Source organism: Coleofasciculus sp. G2-EDA-02 (genome assembly GCF_040226375.1).
Classification (GTDB): domain Bacteria; phylum Cyanobacteriota; class Cyanobacteriia; order Cyanobacteriales; family Coleofasciculaceae; genus Coleofasciculus.
The window spans coordinates 1-17,708 of the sequence record NZ_JAVKEW010000257.1; the positions used below are offsets into that span (position 1 = coordinate 1).

Below are 17,708 nucleotides of genomic sequence, written 5' to 3' on the forward strand. Positions count from 1 at the left end.
GAGACGTTGCAGCCGCTCAAGTAGTCTGTATTCGTGGACTTGCAGCCGTGGGACACACGGTCAAGATGCTTTCTGAGGGTAAATTCACTGGAATCCCTATGACGGAAGAATCCCCGCTCTTATAGGGCGGGGAGTGTCAAATGATTAAACAGTACCCTGTGTTCAAATGAGGTGGTTCGTTCTGTTGGTTATGTCCCTTTACCGGAAGATGGCTATCATTTGTGAGCTAGATTGAAAGGAGAATCTGAATTTTAAAATAGCCTGATGAAGAAACCCATTCTCCTGAGTGCTGTTGTGTTACTGATTGCCGGATGGGGGATAACGCCGCCATCTCCCTCGGTCAATGCTCAAACGCCATTAGTTACTCCCCAAACCCTGCCCGAGGGGAGTGAACCTGCGGCTGAAGCGAAATCAACAATAGTTCTGCTTGATCCAGGCGCTCAACCCCGGCGAAGTTTACGATTTCAACCCGCCCCCAATACCAAACAAACCACCGTCTTAACCATGAATATGGACATGACGGGGACGGTGGATGGTCAGATGATGCCGAATATCAATATGCCTGCTATACAGATGACCATTGAGTCAGAGGTGACTCAGGTTGAGGCGAATGGGGATGCTCAGATTAAAGTCGCTTACACGGATGTGGATGTAGTCTCGGATACAACGGCTCCGCCGGAACTGATTCAAACGCTGCGATCGCAACTGCAACCCCTCCAGGATTTAACGATTACCTTTGTGATCGATCAGCAGGGAATTACCAAAGATGTAAACGTATCTGTACCCGAGGATCTTGATCCAAACCTCCAACAATTGCTACAGCAAATGTTGAATTCCTTAGAGCAATTATCAGCAACACCTTTTCCCGAAACAACGGTAGGAGTGGGAGCAACCTGGCAAGTATCTATGGCTATACCCGTTCCTGGGTTGCCATTGGATCAGATCCAAGTCTTATATGAGGTGGAAAGCATTGAGGATGATCAAGTCACACTGAAGATGAGTATGCAACAGCAATCGAGTCCTCAAGAAGCGAGCCAAATGAATCTTCCTGGAGCGCCTCCCGGTGTGAATTTTCAAGTTCAGTCTTTTTCCATGCAAAGCGCTGGAACAATAACGATTGGATTTGATCAGATCATGCCTTTAAAAGGAATGATGTCTACTCTCTCTACTATGGAGTTTCTAGTTACGGAACCAGAGAGCGAACAAGAAACGCTGATGCGGATGAGTTCGTCTGTGCAAATGACGATGGATTCTCGATAATGCTTCTTCTATAGGCAGACAAATACAGTCGGGCGGGCGCGAGTCATATCTGGGTGCAACCCTGAATGATAGTAGTAAAACCCGCCCCTACATTAAACCCGCCCTTCTAGGAGAGCAGGGGAAGAGAAAAATAGGTAATCTTCTACCGGGAAGGGAGTAATTGTAAGCCTAGTGTTTGTTGATAGTTAAGGCAAAATCCCACAACCCAAAATTGTGGGATAAATTGATTATAGAGTCAATTAAACAGAATGCTTTAGTTTTGATAGAATTTACCCTCGATATGATCTAACTTTTCCTCAATTTCAAAATGGTTGAGTTGTTCCCAGGCATCCGCGATCGCGAGAATTTCGCCGATCACCGAATGAGCATTTTGAGAGGGTAAAATATCAGACAGTTGCCAACTACCTTGGTCGAAAACCGTGTCCTCCAACATGATAATATTGTGTTCAAGTTCTCTTCTAGCCTCTTGGAGTAATTGACTGAGCCGTTTGGCATTGCGTTTTTTGGCTTTGAGTTGTTGACGAGTAAATAACATAGTGATTTAGAGTGAGTCGATTACGACTCGTCGATAAGGGGTCAGTATTTATAATTTTCTTAGAGTGTGCCAGTTGATCAGGATGATTTATAGGGGAGATGGGGGAGTCTGTTCCAGACGTGCCATGGCAAGTCTCTTAGCAGGGGGAGCAGAGGAAGCAGAGGATGTAGGGGCGGGTTTTACAGATAACTTATGGCAACAACTGATAACTTAAATAAACCCGCCCTTGCAGGGGGAGCAGGGGAGAGAACTTACATAGCTTGCTTCTTGATGAAAGCGAGTATGACAAATGACGAATGACAAATGACAGTCTTGATATCATAGAGTTAGTAGAGTTGGAAACCCCTTTGGACAAAACTATTGACAAATAGAATAATATGTGCTAATAATTCTAAAAACGTACCAATGTTCAAAGCGTCCGACTCACGAACAAAACGCGGCGGATTATTTCTCTATAAAAGCGATAATTTCACAATTCATCATTCAGATTAATGCCAGGGTTATTAAGTTTAGATAGAATTGTTAAAAATTTGGAAACCCACGACAATTCAACACGGATTAAAAAATTAATGGTTTATACCTGCCAAAATCAGTGGGAAAACGAGCTAGCAATTCTGAACCAGTATGAATTCTCCGATTTAATCCAACAACTTCGCGCCTCGCATTTCGGTCTAGATCAGCTTCGTTCAACGCTTTATAGCTTTGCTGAAACGTTGAACCGCCAAGCGGAATATTTACTAGTGGCTGATACGATTATTCATCAATTAGAACCCCTCTATAGTGAACCCGACGATTTAACTCAAGTCGTAGCCGTAAAATCCCAGCCTCAAGCTTCAAATCAGCCGCCATGGATAGTCTCAGAAATCGCCAGGGAATTGGAAAAAGATAGTAATATCCTGCGGCTCAAAAAACTCATGGTTTATGTCTGCAAAAATCGGTGGGAAACAGAGTCACAGGTTCTAGAACAATTGAACTTGGCAGATTTAATTCAAGACCTAAAAGAATCTTACCCCAGCCTCGAAAAACTGAGTGCAGCACTCAAGCAGCAAGTGCAAACGCTCAACCGACAGGCGGAATATATTGTCGTGGCAAAAACGATTTTAAAGGCGCTGCAAAAACTCTATACTGATGATTCAGAAATCACCACTGTCAAATCAGCTAAAGCGGTGCGATCGCAGCCGCCAGCGCCACCACCGACAAAATTGTCCCCACAAGTCAATACAGGGACGCGAAAAGGGGAAGATAAAGACAACCAGAGAGAATTCCCTAATCTCCAATCCCCAATCCCCAATCCTCAATTCTCACTTGTTAAAGGTCAGGAAATTGGGCAAAACGCCACTCAGGATTTAACTTCACAAACCTACCCTTATGATCCCTTTGATTTACGTCTGAATGTAATGAAATATACGACTCCATTGCGGGCAAAATTATTAATTTTTTCGGCACTCTATCGCCCCGTTCAGAAAACTCAACATGATTGGTTATTAATGAAAGCCAAGCCCCTGGACGATTTGTTGTTTGAACTGTTTTCTAATTGTCCCACACTTGAGGAACTCGAAGCCAAGCTTTATCATACAGCACAAGCCCTTGAGGACTCCGATGAAAACACTCAAGCCGCTGGCGCGATCGTACAATCGATGAAACTATTCTATGAACGTTAAGGAACTCCTACAGCGCTATGAAGCGGGAGAAACGAAGTTTAGTGGTGTCAGTCTCAGTGGGGTCAATTTGTTTGGGGCGGACTTAATTGGTATTGTTCTCAGTGGTGCTGATTTACATGGCGCTACGCTAATTTTTGCCTACCTGAGTCGCGCTAATTTAAGGAAAGCAAATTTAGTGGGGACGCGGTTAAGTGGCGCAAATTTAAATCAGGCTTGGCTGAGTGGTGTTAATTTAAGTAATGCCGATTTACATGGGGCAAGTTTACAAAGTGCTGACTTAAGAAGCGCCAATCTGACATTAGCCAGTTTGCTCGATGCAAATTTAATGGATGCTGATTTGCGGGGGGCAAATTTAAGTGGGGCGGATTTAACCGGTGCCTGTTTGCGCGGGGCTAATTTGCGAGAAGAGAAGCGTATGTATACCGCTAAGCTGCGGGGGGCAATCTTGCAGAACGTCGATTTACAAGGGGCAGATTTACGGGGAGCAGATTTGTTGAAAGTTAACTTAAGTGGTGCCAATTTAAGGGAAACAAATTTGCGGGAAGCTGATTTGCGGGGGGCAGATTTGAGTGGCGCTAATTTGAGTTCGGCATTTTTGACGGAAGTGAATTTGATGGGCGCGAATTTGCGCGGCGCTATTCTGAAGAATGTGAAATTGGAACGGGCGATTTTGAGTGAAGCAGATTTAACGGGCGTGAATTTACAGGGCGCGGTGATGCCAGATGTAAAGTTGAGTAAAGCCCAAGTGAGTCGGGGAAATCTGAGTTTTGCGCGATTGAATCGGGCGGATTTGAGTCGGACAAATTTACGGGAAGCGAATTTGAGTGAGTCGGATTTGATTGAGGCATATTTGGCAAGAACAAACCTAATGGGGGCTAATTTGAGCAATGCTAATCTGACACGGGCAGAATTGAGTACTACTAATTTAATCGGGGCAAATTTGCAGGGGGCGACAATGCCCGATGGTAGGATTCATGAGTGATATCAGCTCCATTCTTACTTGAGCTTTGACGCGGAAATTTATTGGCTGGCGTCTGAGTTGGCGATACTTTGCTTAAGTCAGTGACATTCAAGTTAAGATGGAGACAGCACCTGTTTTTAGGTCATCGCGATCGCCTATGATAACTACAGAACAAGTTCGTTGGACTGTTGGTGATTTAGAACTCTTTCCAGAAGACGGAAAACGTTATGAAATCATTGATGGAGAATTGATTGTGACGAGAGCGCCTCATTGGAAGCATCAGGAGGTTACCGGAAATGTGTATGCTCAGTTACAGACTTGGTCGCGTCAGACAGGTAATGGTAGATCCGCGATCGCTCCTGGTATTATCTTCTCAACAACCGATAGCGTCATCCCTGATGTAGTTTGGGCAAGTAATCAGCAATTAGAGGAATACTTAGATGAGTCGGGACACTTAACCGCTGCGCCTGAGTTGGTTGTTGAGGTGCTATCTAAAGGGAGTAAAGATAGACAACGGGATTTAGAGTTAAAGCTCAAACTTTATTCCACACAGGGAGTGCAAGAATATTGGATTTTAGATCGCCAGAAGCAAGAGATTAAAGTTTATCGGCGCGAACAGGCGATGCTGAAGCTAGTAGTAACATTGTTTGCTCAAGATGTACTTACAACTCCGCTTTTGCCTGGGTTTAGCTGTATAGTGGGAGAACTCTTTAACTAATTTTTCAGGAATCGGACTAAGAAAATCGTTTTGAATTATACACAAAATCAAAAATACCGGATTTAAAATTATCGGCGGGTTCATTTTCAGTAATGGTCAGTAATTTGGGTTGACCTTGCTTCAGTTCAATTGTTCTAATTTCACAGCCTTCTTCTTTTAAATCCTCGATATACCCTGATTGGTAAAGTTTGGCTTGTTTGCCACTGCCAAAAGGTCCAAAGTAGTAGGTGCAGTGGGGGTTATCTGTGACAATTTTCAGCCACCACGCCAAACCCAAGCGTTCTAAGGAAGCAAGAAAGGTATTTTGCTGTTTTTTCCAAAAACCAGTCATCTTTTTTGGTAAGTCCGTTACTGGATCTGTTGACACCCTGCTCGTCATGGATGACATTCCTCAATGTTGCTATAGATACCCTAGAGGTTTGGAGTTTCCAAACTTTAACATTATCAATGTCTATAACGCAATGTCTTCTATCTAAAGAATGAGTATTGACTTAAGTTAGCCTGTAATGCTGAATACAAATATTATTTTAGACATCACGCAAAAATCCCGCACCCAATTTGTGTTTTGGTAGCACGGGATACATTTTACCTGAAGTTACGCGATCGCACGCCCGACAGAACTAATTGATTAGCTAGGTTTAGTTCTAGGATCGATAGCCGCTAGCAGATCGGCAAGTTCACTAGCGTGATCTTCTTCGTCTTGTAGAATTTCTTCGAGTATATGACGAGTTGTGGGATCAGCATGACCAAAAAAGCCGACTAACTTGCGGTAAACTTCAATCGCAATCCGCTCGGCGACTAAATCTTCTTTGATCAATTGAGTCAACTCAATATTTGCACCCGTGCTACCATACTCAGTCGATGAGCGCTCCATGATTGTCGCTGGATTAAAATCGGGATCACCCCCAAGCTGATCAATACGCTCGGCGAGCATCATCGTATGTTCTTGTTCTTGCTCGGCGTGTTCAGCAAACTCCGCAGCAACTTGAGGATAATTAATTCCCTTAGCAATAACCTGATGGTGACGGTAGCGCATTACACATAAAATTTCCGTGGCTAGCGCTTCGTTGAGGAACTGACAAGCTTGTTCGCGGTCTAGGGGATAATCTTCAGTAACGGCTCCCTCTTCAATAGATTGACGCGCCTGCTGGCGAATCTGATCGATATCATAAAGTTTATTGTTTGTTTGTGTGGCTGTCATAGGTGTTCATCCTTCTCATTATCAAGGGGTACTCACCAATTCACCAACGACTTGTCGTTGGCTCTCGGAGCTAATTGAGTGACCCAAATCTTTACTGAACTTAACTTTAAACAAAGAGCCGGAAAAGCGCTTCTGTCTTAGGGGAGAGTTATCTTTTTTATAAGCCAAGCAAGTGTACAGTATAGCTTTCCTTGAGCAATGGGGAAGATGGGGGAGTTAATTCAAAATTATTGCACTTGATAGGGGCGGGTTTACTTGCATCTTTTGTGAGGTAAGAAACGTTAATCATAAAACCCGCCCCTACGTTAGCAAACATTTGCCATGTTTCCCCATTCAAGGGGATAGATCTCAATCAGTTCACGCAGTCGATACTGTTGATAATTTTTCGGTGAACTTAAGCGGGCTTTATTAATGGTCTGAATATATGCTTATCGGTTTGACAAAATTGGGGTTATAATGATGCATTAAGAAGGACAGAAAAAACTTGCCAATGGAGTTCCCAGAAGGGAGGATGGTAGTAAGACTATATCCATCACCGACTTTTCCGTAAATTTAGTTAGGAGGTCTGGCTTTCCTCCGGAACCCATACATAGTATGGACGAGGTATCCAGCAGCAAATTTAAGATGACAGACATCTCTGGTGCATCAACTCATCTGCAACACCATCGACAGCAGTTTCCGGCTTTAGCCAACAAAGCTTATTTCAACTTTGGCGGTCAAGGGACTCTCCCCTCAAGGTCGTTAACCGCGATTCAACAGGCTTATGAGTATACTCAGCATCATGGACCGTTTTCCGGTAAGGTCAATGAGTGGCGGGTGGAACAAACCCAGCAAACCCGAGACGCGATCGCGTCTGAGTTGAGAACGCCTCCAGAAACTATTACCCTCACGGAAAACGTGACCGCAGGCTGTAATATTGCTTTCTGGGGAATAGACTGGCAAGTTGGCGATCGCATCCTGCTCACGGATTGTGAACATCCCGGTATTGTGGCGATAGCGCAAGAGATTGGACGGCGATTTGGTGTAGAGGTGTCCACCTGTCCAATTATGGCGACGCTGGATCAAGGTGATCCCACCGCCGTGATTCAACAACACCTGACACCCCGTACCCGGTTAGTCGTTCTCAGTCATATCCTCTGGAATACGGGTCAAGTTTTGCCCTTAAAGGACATTGTGGAAACCTGTCGTGATGCAGTGACAGAAAACGCCCCGATCAGAATTTTAGTCGATGCGGCTCAATCCGTCGGTTCCTTACCCTTAAACTTAAGTGAACTTGGGGTAGACTTTTATGCATTTACGGGTCACAAATGGTGGTGTGGACCTGCAGGGGTTGGGGGTTTGTACGTGCGCCCTGATGTTTTAGAACACCTGCGTCCCACGTTTATTGGTTGGCGTGGTATTGTCCAGGACAAAACGGGTAAACCCATCGGTTGGAAACCTGATGGAGAGCGCTTTGAAGTCGCTACCTCCGCCTATCCTCTCTACGTCGGACTTCGAGAGGCGATCGCGACTCATCAGCAATGGGGAACGGATCAAAGCCGCTACGAAGAAATTTGTCAGCGCAGTCAGTATCTTTGGCAACGTTTATCTGAGTTAAACTCGGTTCGTTGCTTATTGACCTCTCCCCCCCAAGCCGGTCTAGTTTCCTTTGTTTTAACCAATAGCACACCTTCTTCCCAACTCGTCCAACAATTGGACCAAAAGGGTTTCCTGCTTCGGACACTTCGTGATCCCGACTGCATTCGCGCCTGTGTTCATTACTTTACAGACAATGAAGAAATTGACCAGTTAATGGACGCGATCATAAGTCAATTGTAGGGGCGGGTGTAGGGGCGGGTGTAGGGGCGGGTGTAGGGGCGGGTGTAGGGGCGGGTTTAGCCACACAATTGGAATCTCAGTGATAACATCTCAACAAAACCCGCCCTTATTCAATTGGAATCTCAGTGATAACATCTCAACAAAACCCGCCCTAATTCAATTGGAATCTCAGTGATAACATCTCAACAAAACCCGCCCTAATTCAATTGGAATCTCAGTGATAACATCTCAACAAAACCCGCCCTTATTCAATTGGAATCTCAGTGATAACATCTCAACAAAACCCGCCCTAATACCAAATCCTGACAAATCACAAATGAACACTATTCTGTTGACTTTTGTCGCACACCTTGCACAATCCGCGAGAGTTCACTCTTTTCGTCAACAGTAATCCGACTCGGAGAACCACTGATGATTCGCTCGTAATTGCGGAATGAATCCTTAATGTCTGCCCCACCTTTGCTAATTGTGTACTCCCGGATTCCGGTATCGTGCCAAGAACCACGCATTTTAAAGACATTAATTGCCCGGGACATTTGACCCCTAATTTCTACGTATTGCAGCATTAAAATTGTATCAGTAATCGTAGAAATATGGGAATCTGTAATCGAATTAGAACCCATAAATTGGTCAGTCGTATTTGTAAAAAAGCCCGTAATTTCTTCTTGCTTGGCGTAACCGGTCACCCCAATCACGAACTGACGGAACGCATTATTGCTTACCCCCCGCGCTAACGCTGAAAGCGAATCAATGGCAATGCGAGACGGTTTGAACTCCTGGATTTGGGATTGAATAATTTGTAAGTGATCTTCTAATCCGGCTGATTCGGGGTAAGAACAAAGAATTTTCAATAATCCTTTTTCCTCCATTTCCTCAAAATCGATTCCCCAGGATAAACCGTTTCGTGTGAGCTGCGCTCTGGATTCTTCGTAGGCGAAAAGTATCGCCCGTTCCTCATGTAAACAAGCATCCTGAATAAACTTACTGACTAATAAGGTTTTTCCAGTTCCTGTGGCTCCCGTTGCCAAGATAATGGAATCTTTAAAGAAGCCACCGCCACACATATCATCCAGGGTTTTAATTCCGGATGATACCCGCACATTGGACGAACGCTGCGTCAATTGCATGGCGCCTAAGGGGAAGATGTTAAATCCTTGATTAGTTAGGGTAAAGGGATATTCCCCTTTCATGTGGGTTGTACCCCGTAGCTTGAGAATTTCAATGGTGCGGCGTCGGCGTTCTCCTTCTAAAACATTGCGAATAATTACCACATTATCCGAGACAAACTCTTCCACGCCAAACCGCGCAACCGGTCCATATTCTTCAATGCGCTCTGTAGTCATGACTGTCGTCACTCCAATTTGCTTGAGACGAGCGACTAAGCGAAAAATTTCTCGCCGCACAACTGAAGCGGCATCGTATTGTTGAAATATGGCGGTGATGGAATCAACGGAAACGCGCTTGGCTTTGTACTTGCGAATTGCGTATTGAATCCGCTCGATTAAAGCAGATAAATCAAAGTTACCCACAACTTCTTGTCCTTCTGGATCAGGAGAGGCGTCCAGAATAAAAAGTTTGCCCTCATCAATTAGCTTTTGCAGATTCCAGCCTAAGCTATGGGAATTTTTAATAATATCGTTGGGAGATTCTTCAAAGGTAACAAAGACACCCGGATCATCGAATTGAGTGATCCCGTTATAGAGGAACTGAACCGCGAACAATGTTTTGCCAGTACCAGAGGTACCACTAACCAGTGTGGTTCGACCCACGGGTAACCCCCCATGGCTGATATCATCGAACCCTTCAATCATCGTCCGGATTTTATGGATTCCTGCTGTGGTAAATTCATCGGGTCTTTGCTCATCTAGATTAAATGGACTCATATTTTGTCGTCAAATTTAAAGATATAACTAAAATCACCGTAATCTGAGAATAGATCTCGGAGTTGCTATTATGCCATAAAATCTGAACGTTACCTAAAAATCAATCTCTCCATCGCGAATTTCTTCATAAAGCAGATCCAATCCGATTAAAACTTTTTCGCGATCGGACAGATCCCCAATAATTTTTCGCACTGGAGGGGGTAAAACTTTCGCTAGGGTTGGAGTTGCCAAAATTTTATCTTCCTCAGCAAGTTGAGGACTTTTGAGAACATCAATTACTTTCAGGGCGTAAACCCCTTGAAATTCTTGTTCTAGGATATTTTTAAGTGTTTTCAATGCTGTAACTGAGTGGGGAGTATTCCCAGCCACGTAAAGCTTGAGGACATAAGTTTTTTTTAAGGGACTCATAGGGTTAGCCATTAGTAATCAGCGAAGGATAGTTGCAACTTTAAAAGTAACCCGAAATAAATTCGTTCACCATTCACCAGGATGGGTCGGAAGCTAATTGCCAATGCCAAGATTATAGCGATTCTCACTCTTGATGAAATACAAGCATCTGTTTTTTTTCGTGCTACTCCTTTACTCCAAGCACTCTCCATGCTTTATGGTTCATTGCCTGGTGAAGTTGCCATGAACGAGGAGCCTAGGACTGTATTCCCTAAAACCGAGAATTGCTACATCTCCCAATTATAACTCTCTCGGTATCGAGCGACGATACATTTCACCTAAATGGGCAATCACATCGATCAGCGTTAGGCGATAGTCTGTGAGAATATCTTCACTGCGACCCTCTAGCTTGAGTTGTTGAGAAAAATCATCCATCAAATCCATGTGAATTTCTACAATTCTAGAAACGGATATGTCGGCAAAAAATGCTTCATTGACAAAATTATCAATTAACTGGTTAATCGTGGTATCTTGACTGAAGTACATTAAAACAATCTGACGATAATCCCTCTTAAGTTGTTCGATCAGCTTGGTTCTTTCATTTTGCGGTAAATAGCGAAAGAAAAACTGAGGATTTCGTTTATAGTACACACCGAGATAGCCCAGTCGCTCTTTGAGTTTTTCAGATAACCGATACTGCTGTTTCATTAAAGAACCCCGATGATTTTCCTCGGCTTTCTGATCCGCATTAGCCAGAAGATCGGGCAAGTTGCAGTTCGGAGACAGAGAAAGAAACTGGGTAATTGCCTGTTCTATTAAATGTTCTATCTCAGAGAGTTGGATAGTATCGAGTCGGACTTCAGCGGCGTGAAACATATAATGCACCTCCCCTGGTGTAAAATGAACGGTTGTCTGAATGGGGGTGGGCTGACCATTTGTGACAACAATCATGTTGTTCTCTTTTGATTCTTTGGGTAAAATCACCAGAGGAAGGAGGGTTCCTTGTTCGTACAACTGATTAATAACGGGTGGTAAGGATTCATCTTCTTGCAGCACTAAACAATCGATGTGCTGCTGTTTTTGTTCAACGAACTCCAGAAACTCAGCCTCTGAGTTCGCGATCAATAACACATAGCGATCGCCACTTAAAACCTGGCTCAGTGACTGCGCCAGGGCTGGGGAACGAACAAAAATACCAATCGACAGTTGAGGATGCAAAACGATAGAACTTCAATAGACAATAGAGTTGAAAAATAACCTTACCCATTGCCGAGTTGAATCACTCGACTGTAAAGTATTTTAACAAATTTTTTATAAAGTTAATTAACATTGAGTTAAATACTCTAAGAATTGTAAGTAATTGTAAGCACTTTGTCCTTTCCCCCCCCCATCCAGAGCAATAATTGAACTAGAGCTGTGGTTGTGTTGGTCAGCGTCAGAGTTCCTGACGCTACTCGGCATTTGGGCAACTTAATATACATTGATAGCCTGCGACCCAGCCGCTTCCCCTGATTTGAGCTAGATTGGTCATATCCATGTCAACTCCCAGTTTAAAAGAATGTGCTGCTCCTGTTCCGATTTGTTCACAAACCACTGATCTGACTGCCTTACTGGAAATTTTTCACGCATCAGGGAGTGACTCGATTGTGGTAGTCAGTGAGCAGCAATATCCCCTGGGAGTCGTGAATCTGCGAAAGATTATTCCCCATCTCCTAACCGGAGGGAGGTCAGCAGCAACTCTAGGAGAAAGAGCAACTGAAGATTTCTCTCAACCGCTCTCGGAACTGGAACCCTCTGTAATTGAACCCCTAGCGATTCTACCAGCATCGTTGACAATCAGCCAATTCTGGACTATTCTACCTGACTTAGACGGGGGAACACCAGACACACCACTCGATACATTCAACATTCCCTACCCTAAAGGTTCCAGACAATGGGCATTAGTCGAACCCAATGGCAGATTTTTGGGACTGCTCAATAGCTGGCAATTATTGCAATTCTTAGCGCCTAAATCCCAGACTGAGGATGTAGAGACGCGCCATGGCGCGTCTCTACGTCAGGGCGGGTTTTGCACAAACATTATCATCAATAGCCAAAAGGAAGTTTTAAAACCCGCCCCGACAACCCATTCCCTCGATAGTCGCGAAGGGTTCCCCAATCCCCAATCCCTATTAATCCAATTCCTCGAACAACTACCACTACCCCTGAGTTTACAAACTGCAACCGGGCAAGTCTTGTCAGAAAATCTGGCTTGGCGTCAGCAGATAGGGCTATGGTGGGATTATCCAACTGGGATAGAGTCAACCTCGGTTGAATCACCATCTAATGTAGGCGTCCTCAGTTATAACCCTCACTCCGAGTCAACCCGCTACTGTGCCAATTGGCAGACAAATCCTCAGGTGACAGAACCATTAACTGTAGCCGATCCCAAGCCCACCCCAATGGAACTCAACAATCGGGAGAAACCAGTGGCTTGGGGCGTTGGTTATGAACCTCAGCCAATATTCACCTCCCCTAGAGCGATAGGTTGTGACTATGGAGGCGATCGCACTCGTCCCATGGCAACCCATGCTCAACATCCAGAACTTGAGTCTACAGCGACATCCCCATATCCTCAAGACTCACAAATAGATAGGGAAATGCGAGAAACCACAACAATCCAGGATCGCCAGTTTTCGTTGACAAAAATGCCTCTATCCCCATCGTTGTTTCCAGAATTGGCAACGGAGAACTGGAAAAATTTACCAAGGAAAGACTCACCATGGCACGTTTCTACACAATCAGACACAGCCAACTCCCCGATCGCGGAAAATACCCTCAGTCCCCCTAATTCACAGCTTTGGTTAGTCATGGCGCAAGACACGACAGATCAGCAGCAAGTCGCTCAAGAACTGACTGCCAAAAATGCAGATTTAGTCCAACTCAACCGCCTCAAAGATGAGTTTTTAGCCTGTATTAGCCACGAACTCAAGACACCACTCACTGCCGTTTTAGGATTATCAACTCTGCTCAAAGATCAATCCTTGGGAGAACTAAATCAACGTCAAGCTCGTTATGCTCGGTTAATTTATCAGAATGGGCGTCAACTGATGGCGGTGGTCAATGATATTCTGGATCTAACGCGCATGGAAACAGGTCAGCTCGAACTGACCTTAGAGCCAGTGCAGATTCAAAGCCTGTGCGATCGCGCCTATAAACAAGCGCTCCAAGTCTACTCAGACAAAGATCAAACCCAAGAAGGCACAACACCCGACATCTCCTTTGTTTTAGAGATTGAACCCGGTATAGAAACCATCATTGCCGATGAACTGCGGCTGCGGCAAATGCTGACGCACCTGCTATCCAATGCGCTCAAATTTACCGACAGCCAAAACACCGTGGGTTTAAAGGTTAACAATCAAGATGGCTGGATAGCCTTTACCATCTGGGACACAGGAATTGGTATTCCCGAAGACAAGCAGCACTTGATTTTCCAGAAATTCCAGCAATTAGAAGAACCGCTCACTCGTCGATTTGAGGGGACAGGTTTAGGATTAGTCTTAACCCAACGCTTGGCTCGTTTACATGGGGGAGATATCTCGTTTATCTCTAAAAGTGGTAACGGTAGCGAGTTTACCCTGCTCCTTCCCCCCTGTCCACCGTCTGGCAGGGATTTGGCAGAGACTGAGGACTGGGGACAGGCGAACGCCAACTTTCCATTTCCCAATCGTAATCGTTTAGTGTTAATTGTAGAAACTGTACCCCGCTATCTAGAAAGCGTGACGGTGCAGCTCAAACAGCTAGGCTATTGGGTGGTCAATGCTCGCTCAGGTCCTGAAGCACTCTCAAAAGCTCGTAGCTTACAACCAAGCATCATCTTACTCAATCCCCTCCTCCCGCAAGTTTCGGGTTGGGATGTACTGACATTGCTCAAGTCTGATCCGCAAACTTGTCATATTCCTATCTTAGTTACAGCGACCCAAGCTGAAAAAGAACAGGCTTATAAAAATAAGGCGGATGGCTTCTTAAGTTTACCAGTTCAAGGGGAAGCATTGGCGAAAAGCCTGACTCGCTTGGGTAAACACCAGCGTTCCCCCAATCAGGTACTAACGTTGCTTTATCTGAGTGCTGGGTTAGTCGAGGTTCCCCCAGAATCGTCAAAACTAATTTCTCAGTTAACTGATGCACTAAGTTGCCAACATTCAGACTTGAAATACCGCATATTGGAAGCCGATGATTTAGAACAGGCAGAATTATTGGCGCGGGTTTGGCATCCGGATATCGTTTTGCTCGATGGGGCTGGGATTAACGATCCCCCAGGTTACTTTAAAACCTATTCGTTATATCCCACATTAGCGGATCTACCCCTGATTACTCTGGATCATCAAACCACAGAAGCTGCCAATCAAGCGATGGGACTTTCTGTCTATCCCTGTTTAGCACCGGATAACCCACAGAAAATTACCACATTGCTGCAAGTGATTCAAATTGCGGCGGGAGTGAGTCGCAAGTCTAGCATTCTCATTTTTGATCTTGGCGACACTCAAGGAGTTAGTCCCAAATATCACGCCTTCAACACAAATCCCGTCACACCTTACACACCTTGGCTACGGGCATTGATTCAATATCTCCAAGCGGCTGGATTTAGAAGCCTATTCTCCCACTGTTGGTCAGATGTCTGGCATCAACTTCAACAACAAATGGTTGATGTATTGCTAATTCGGATCAAAGATATCGAGAATGATTCGGGCGTGGTTCAAGGATTAAGGGATCTGAGTCAGCTACCGAATCGACCCCCGATTCTTTTGCTGGATCATCGATTGCCCGATTCTTCTCTCCATGTTGGAGTCTCTGAGTCGGATCAGATAACGACGGAATTAGAGTCGCAATTACAAAGCGTTGCGACTAAAATTTTGCCCGGACGTTCCCATTCTATGAGTCAATTGTTAGAACAAATTTATCAGGTTCTCGGCTAGGGCAAAGTGTTCTAAGCTGTTCAGGATTTAGATTAGGATACCTAAATTCCTCAAAGGGAACAGGCAACAGGGAATATCCAATTTAAATGCACATCAGTTTAGTAAATATCAAGTAAGAATCAGCGATTAACGATCAACAATTAATTTAGTCTGAATCCCTAGATAAGAGTGGCTGCCAATTCTGACCTCTAAATTTGACGCTCTGTCGAAATAGACGAGAGTCGCGGTAATCATCGCAAGTCCGATGAGGATGACGCCAATATCATTTTTTTCCATGGTAGTATGCCTTCATTGCTGATACCTTCAACAATAGACGGCTGACTCCATCCGGAGAAAATACACAGGGCAAGTTGCTGAATTGACTAGGACATAAGGGTTTAACTTAACCAAGATTGGGGAACGGTTAGCCTTTGGGAGTGGACAATTTCTCAGCTAGCACTGCTGAGGGTTTGGGAGTTGTGCAGCAAGCCCTAGTTAAGTTACTGGTTTGTGGCAAAATGTTATCTGTAAAACCATCCGTGTCAACTTAAGCCACAACCCTTGCCAATTATTGTTTCAAGCAGTTCGACACAAACTGGGGCGTTAAGCTTGCTCCCTAAGCTATTACAGGAGAAAGAGCAATCCGCAAGAGCATTCTCTTGCTCCCAGACGTGCCATGGCACGTCTCTACAAACCCGGCTCCCTCTGCTTCCCCTGCTTTTAGCGCTTAAGTTGACACCAATGCTGTAAAACCCGCCCCTACACGCCTGTTCCCTCGCTTCAATGTAAATCTTCTTCCCAAATCCCGATATAGATTCGTCCCTCTTGTTGGCGTTCAATCACGCCTTCAAGATAATCTAGCCGAAAGGAAAACTGCTGAGATTGACGTTGCCACACTTGTTCTAATCCCTGTTGGATTTGCTGGTTAAGCTTGCACCCTAACATTCCATTCAATGTCAATATTACCGTCTGAGAATCAACTTCAGCCGTAAAGGAGGCTTCGGTTTGGCGAATTCGTAGAGAATTTCGGTCAAACAGAAAACCTAAGCTGATCTGATCAGGTATTAATTCATAGAATACAGCACGAGTATTGGGCCAATAACCCCGTGCGGTTCCGGTGGGAGCGCCTAATAGACGCATTACATCTTCTTTGGTAATTCCTGGCTGAAAGGCGGGAATGCCAACGCCTGTTGGGGCTTCTCGACACCGAGTTTCAATCATGTCTCCTAGAGGAGGTGGAAAGACGTTGATGGATTCTAAGGGAAATGTAGAAGGCTTTGAGGCAAGTAGGGAACTTAGTTGTAACCGCGTCAGTGGTGAAAAAAATTGATTGGATAGCACGATGGTAAAAATCCCGGCTATCAGGAAATTTGTAATGATGACTATTCCCATGACTATTTTATTAAAATTTAGAGGGTATGTATAGCACCGCAGATAATCGGTTTTGGCTACCTCATTTTTGGCAATTAAAAGGTTATAATAGGATTGGATTTATACTCAAAAATGGCGCATTTTTTAGGACTATCCAAACATTACGCCTTAAATAATTCGGTTAGAAAACTGTCGCTCTTTTTTTAGGAGTAAATCATTTTTCTTGTCATCCCACCATCAATGACAAAATTCGCACCCGTCATAAATGTGGCTGGGGAAGACGCTAAATAAACGGCGAATGCGGCAATGTCTTCTGGTTTGCCCACTCTACCCGCTGGATGTTGTTGATGATCCTGGGGGGTTAATTGGAGTTGATGTCTGGTTGAGGGTTTTTGCCATTCGCTGATGTCTATCCATCCCGGACTAATGCAATTGACTCGAATATCAGGACCGAGGCTAATTGCGAGGGCATGAGTTAAGGCGACAATTCCGCCTTTAGCCGCCGCATAAGCTTCTGTATTCGGTTCAGACATGAATGCACGGGTCGAAGCTATATTAATAATTATGCCTTGGTTTTGCCTGAGATAGGGAACAGTATGTTTGGCACAAAGAAATGCGCCGGTTAGATTAGTCGCGAGCTTGTGATTCCAATCGTCTAAACTGAGTTCTGTGATTGGGGGATTTTCGGGATTGGCAATTGCCGCATTATTGACCAAGACATCGATTCTGCCCCATTGGTTGTGGATGGCTTGAATCGCCTGTTTGACGGAATCTTCATTGGAAATATCCGTCTGAATAAATTGAATTGAACCAAGGGGTTGAAACTCGGCGGCTGTAGATGTTCCCGCTTCTTGATCAATTTCTGCGATCGCGACGTTCATTCCCTGTTCTAAGAAGGCTTTCGCGATCGCCTTGCCAATCCCTTGTCCGCCTCCGGTAACAATGGCGACTTTCCTGTGCAAGCTCATCGGTTACTATC

The 17,708-nt window shown here is 44.7% G+C and carries 14 protein-coding genes and 1 pseudogene; 7 read left to right on the forward strand and 8 right to left on the reverse strand.

The window, feature by feature from the left end; genetic code table 11:
• Nucleotides 1-125: pseudogene (locus RLO19_RS29595) on the forward strand (RNA-guided endonuclease InsQ/TnpB family protein); the annotation flags it as partial.
• A 139-nt stretch (nt 126-264) separates the two neighbouring features.
• Complete coding sequence (locus RLO19_RS29600) at nt 265-1,260, forward strand: hypothetical protein (RefSeq protein ID WP_446361163.1); 996 nt, start codon at nt 265-267, stop codon at nt 1,258-1,260.
• A gap of 253 nt (nt 1,261-1,513) precedes the next feature.
• Here the strand turns inward: RLO19_RS29600 and RLO19_RS29605 are convergent, their stop codons facing one another.
• Nucleotides 1,514-1,795 (reverse strand): hypothetical protein, encoded by a 282-nt coding sequence (locus RLO19_RS29605; RefSeq protein WP_446334964.1) that lies wholly within the window; start codon nt 1,793-1,795, stop codon nt 1,514-1,516.
• Nucleotides 1,796-2,364: 569 nt separating this feature from the next.
• On the opposite strand from RLO19_RS29605, the gene RLO19_RS29610 reads away from it, so the two are divergent.
• The 3 genes from RLO19_RS29610 (at nt 2,365) to RLO19_RS29620 (ending at nt 5,135) form a co-directional block, all read left to right on the forward strand.
• Nucleotides 2,365-3,456 carry a hypothetical protein gene (locus RLO19_RS29610; RefSeq protein WP_446361164.1) on the forward strand — a complete coding sequence of 364 codons (1,092 nt, stop codon included), beginning with the start codon at nt 2,365-2,367 and terminating at the stop codon, nt 3,454-3,456.
• The gene (locus RLO19_RS29615; RefSeq protein ID WP_446361165.1) at nt 3,446-4,438 is read left to right on the forward strand and encodes a pentapeptide repeat-containing protein; all 993 of its coding nucleotides are present in this window, start codon (nt 3,446-3,448) and stop codon (nt 4,436-4,438) included. The genes RLO19_RS29610 and RLO19_RS29615 overlap by 11 nt, the downstream gene beginning before the upstream one ends.
• Nucleotides 4,439-4,574: 136 nt before the next feature.
• Nucleotides 4,575-5,135 carry a Uma2 family endonuclease gene (locus RLO19_RS29620; protein ID WP_446361166.1) on the forward strand — a complete coding sequence of 187 codons (561 nt, stop codon included), beginning with the start codon at nt 4,575-4,577 and terminating at the stop codon, nt 5,133-5,135.
• A gap of 16 nt (nt 5,136-5,151) precedes the next feature.
• Here the strand turns inward: RLO19_RS29620 and RLO19_RS29625 are convergent, their stop codons facing one another.
• Complete coding sequence (locus tag RLO19_RS29625) at nt 5,152-5,466, reverse strand: DUF1816 domain-containing protein (RefSeq protein ID WP_446361168.1); 315 nt, start codon at nt 5,464-5,466, stop codon at nt 5,152-5,154.
• 297 nt (nt 5,467-5,763) lie between these two features.
• On the reverse strand, nt 5,764-6,336 hold the full coding sequence (locus tag RLO19_RS29630) for a ferritin-like domain-containing protein (RefSeq protein WP_446361170.1): 573 nt from the start codon (nt 6,334-6,336) through the stop codon (nt 5,764-5,766).
• Between the two features lie 624 nt (nt 6,337-6,960).
• On the opposite strand from RLO19_RS29630, the gene RLO19_RS29635 reads away from it, so the two are divergent.
• Entirely contained in the window at nt 6,961-8,154 is a 1,194-nt protein-coding gene (locus tag RLO19_RS29635) for an aminotransferase class V-fold PLP-dependent enzyme (RefSeq protein WP_446361172.1), read from the forward strand.
• A gap of 323 nt (nt 8,155-8,477) precedes the next feature.
• On the opposite strand, the gene kaiC is transcribed toward RLO19_RS29635, so the two are convergent.
• The 3 genes from kaiC to RLO19_RS29650 all read right to left on the reverse strand — a co-directional run bounded on the left by kaiC (nt 8,478) and on the right by RLO19_RS29650 (nt 11,642).
• On the reverse strand, nt 8,478-10,037 hold the full coding sequence (kaiC, locus tag RLO19_RS29640) for a circadian clock protein KaiC (protein WP_446361174.1): 1,560 nt from the start codon (nt 10,035-10,037) through the stop codon (nt 8,478-8,480).
• Between the two features lie 93 nt (nt 10,038-10,130).
• A complete protein-coding gene (kaiB, locus tag RLO19_RS29645) occupies nt 10,131-10,445 on the reverse strand; it encodes a circadian clock protein KaiB (RefSeq protein ID WP_446334974.1) in 315 nt (104 codons plus the stop codon).
• Between the two features lie 279 nt (nt 10,446-10,724).
• Entirely contained in the window at nt 10,725-11,642 is a 918-nt protein-coding gene (locus RLO19_RS29650) for a circadian clock protein KaiA (RefSeq protein WP_446361176.1), read from the reverse strand.
• A 317-nt stretch (nt 11,643-11,959) separates the two neighbouring features.
• On the opposite strand from RLO19_RS29650, the gene RLO19_RS29655 reads away from it, so the two are divergent.
• Nucleotides 11,960-15,379, forward strand: a complete 3,420-nt coding sequence (locus RLO19_RS29655; RefSeq protein WP_446361178.1) for an ATP-binding protein — start codon at nt 11,960-11,962, stop codon at nt 15,377-15,379.
• Nucleotides 15,380-16,138: 759 nt separating this feature from the next.
• Here RLO19_RS29655 and RLO19_RS29660 read toward each other — a convergent pair.
• A complete protein-coding gene (locus tag RLO19_RS29660) occupies nt 16,139-16,750 on the reverse strand; it encodes a hypothetical protein (RefSeq protein WP_446361180.1) in 612 nt (203 codons plus the stop codon).
• A 182-nt stretch (nt 16,751-16,932) separates the two neighbouring features.
• Nucleotides 16,933-17,697, reverse strand: a complete 765-nt coding sequence (locus RLO19_RS29665) for an SDR family oxidoreductase (protein ID WP_446361182.1) — start codon at nt 17,695-17,697, stop codon at nt 16,933-16,935.
• Between the last annotated feature and the right edge of the window lie 11 nt (nt 17,698-17,708).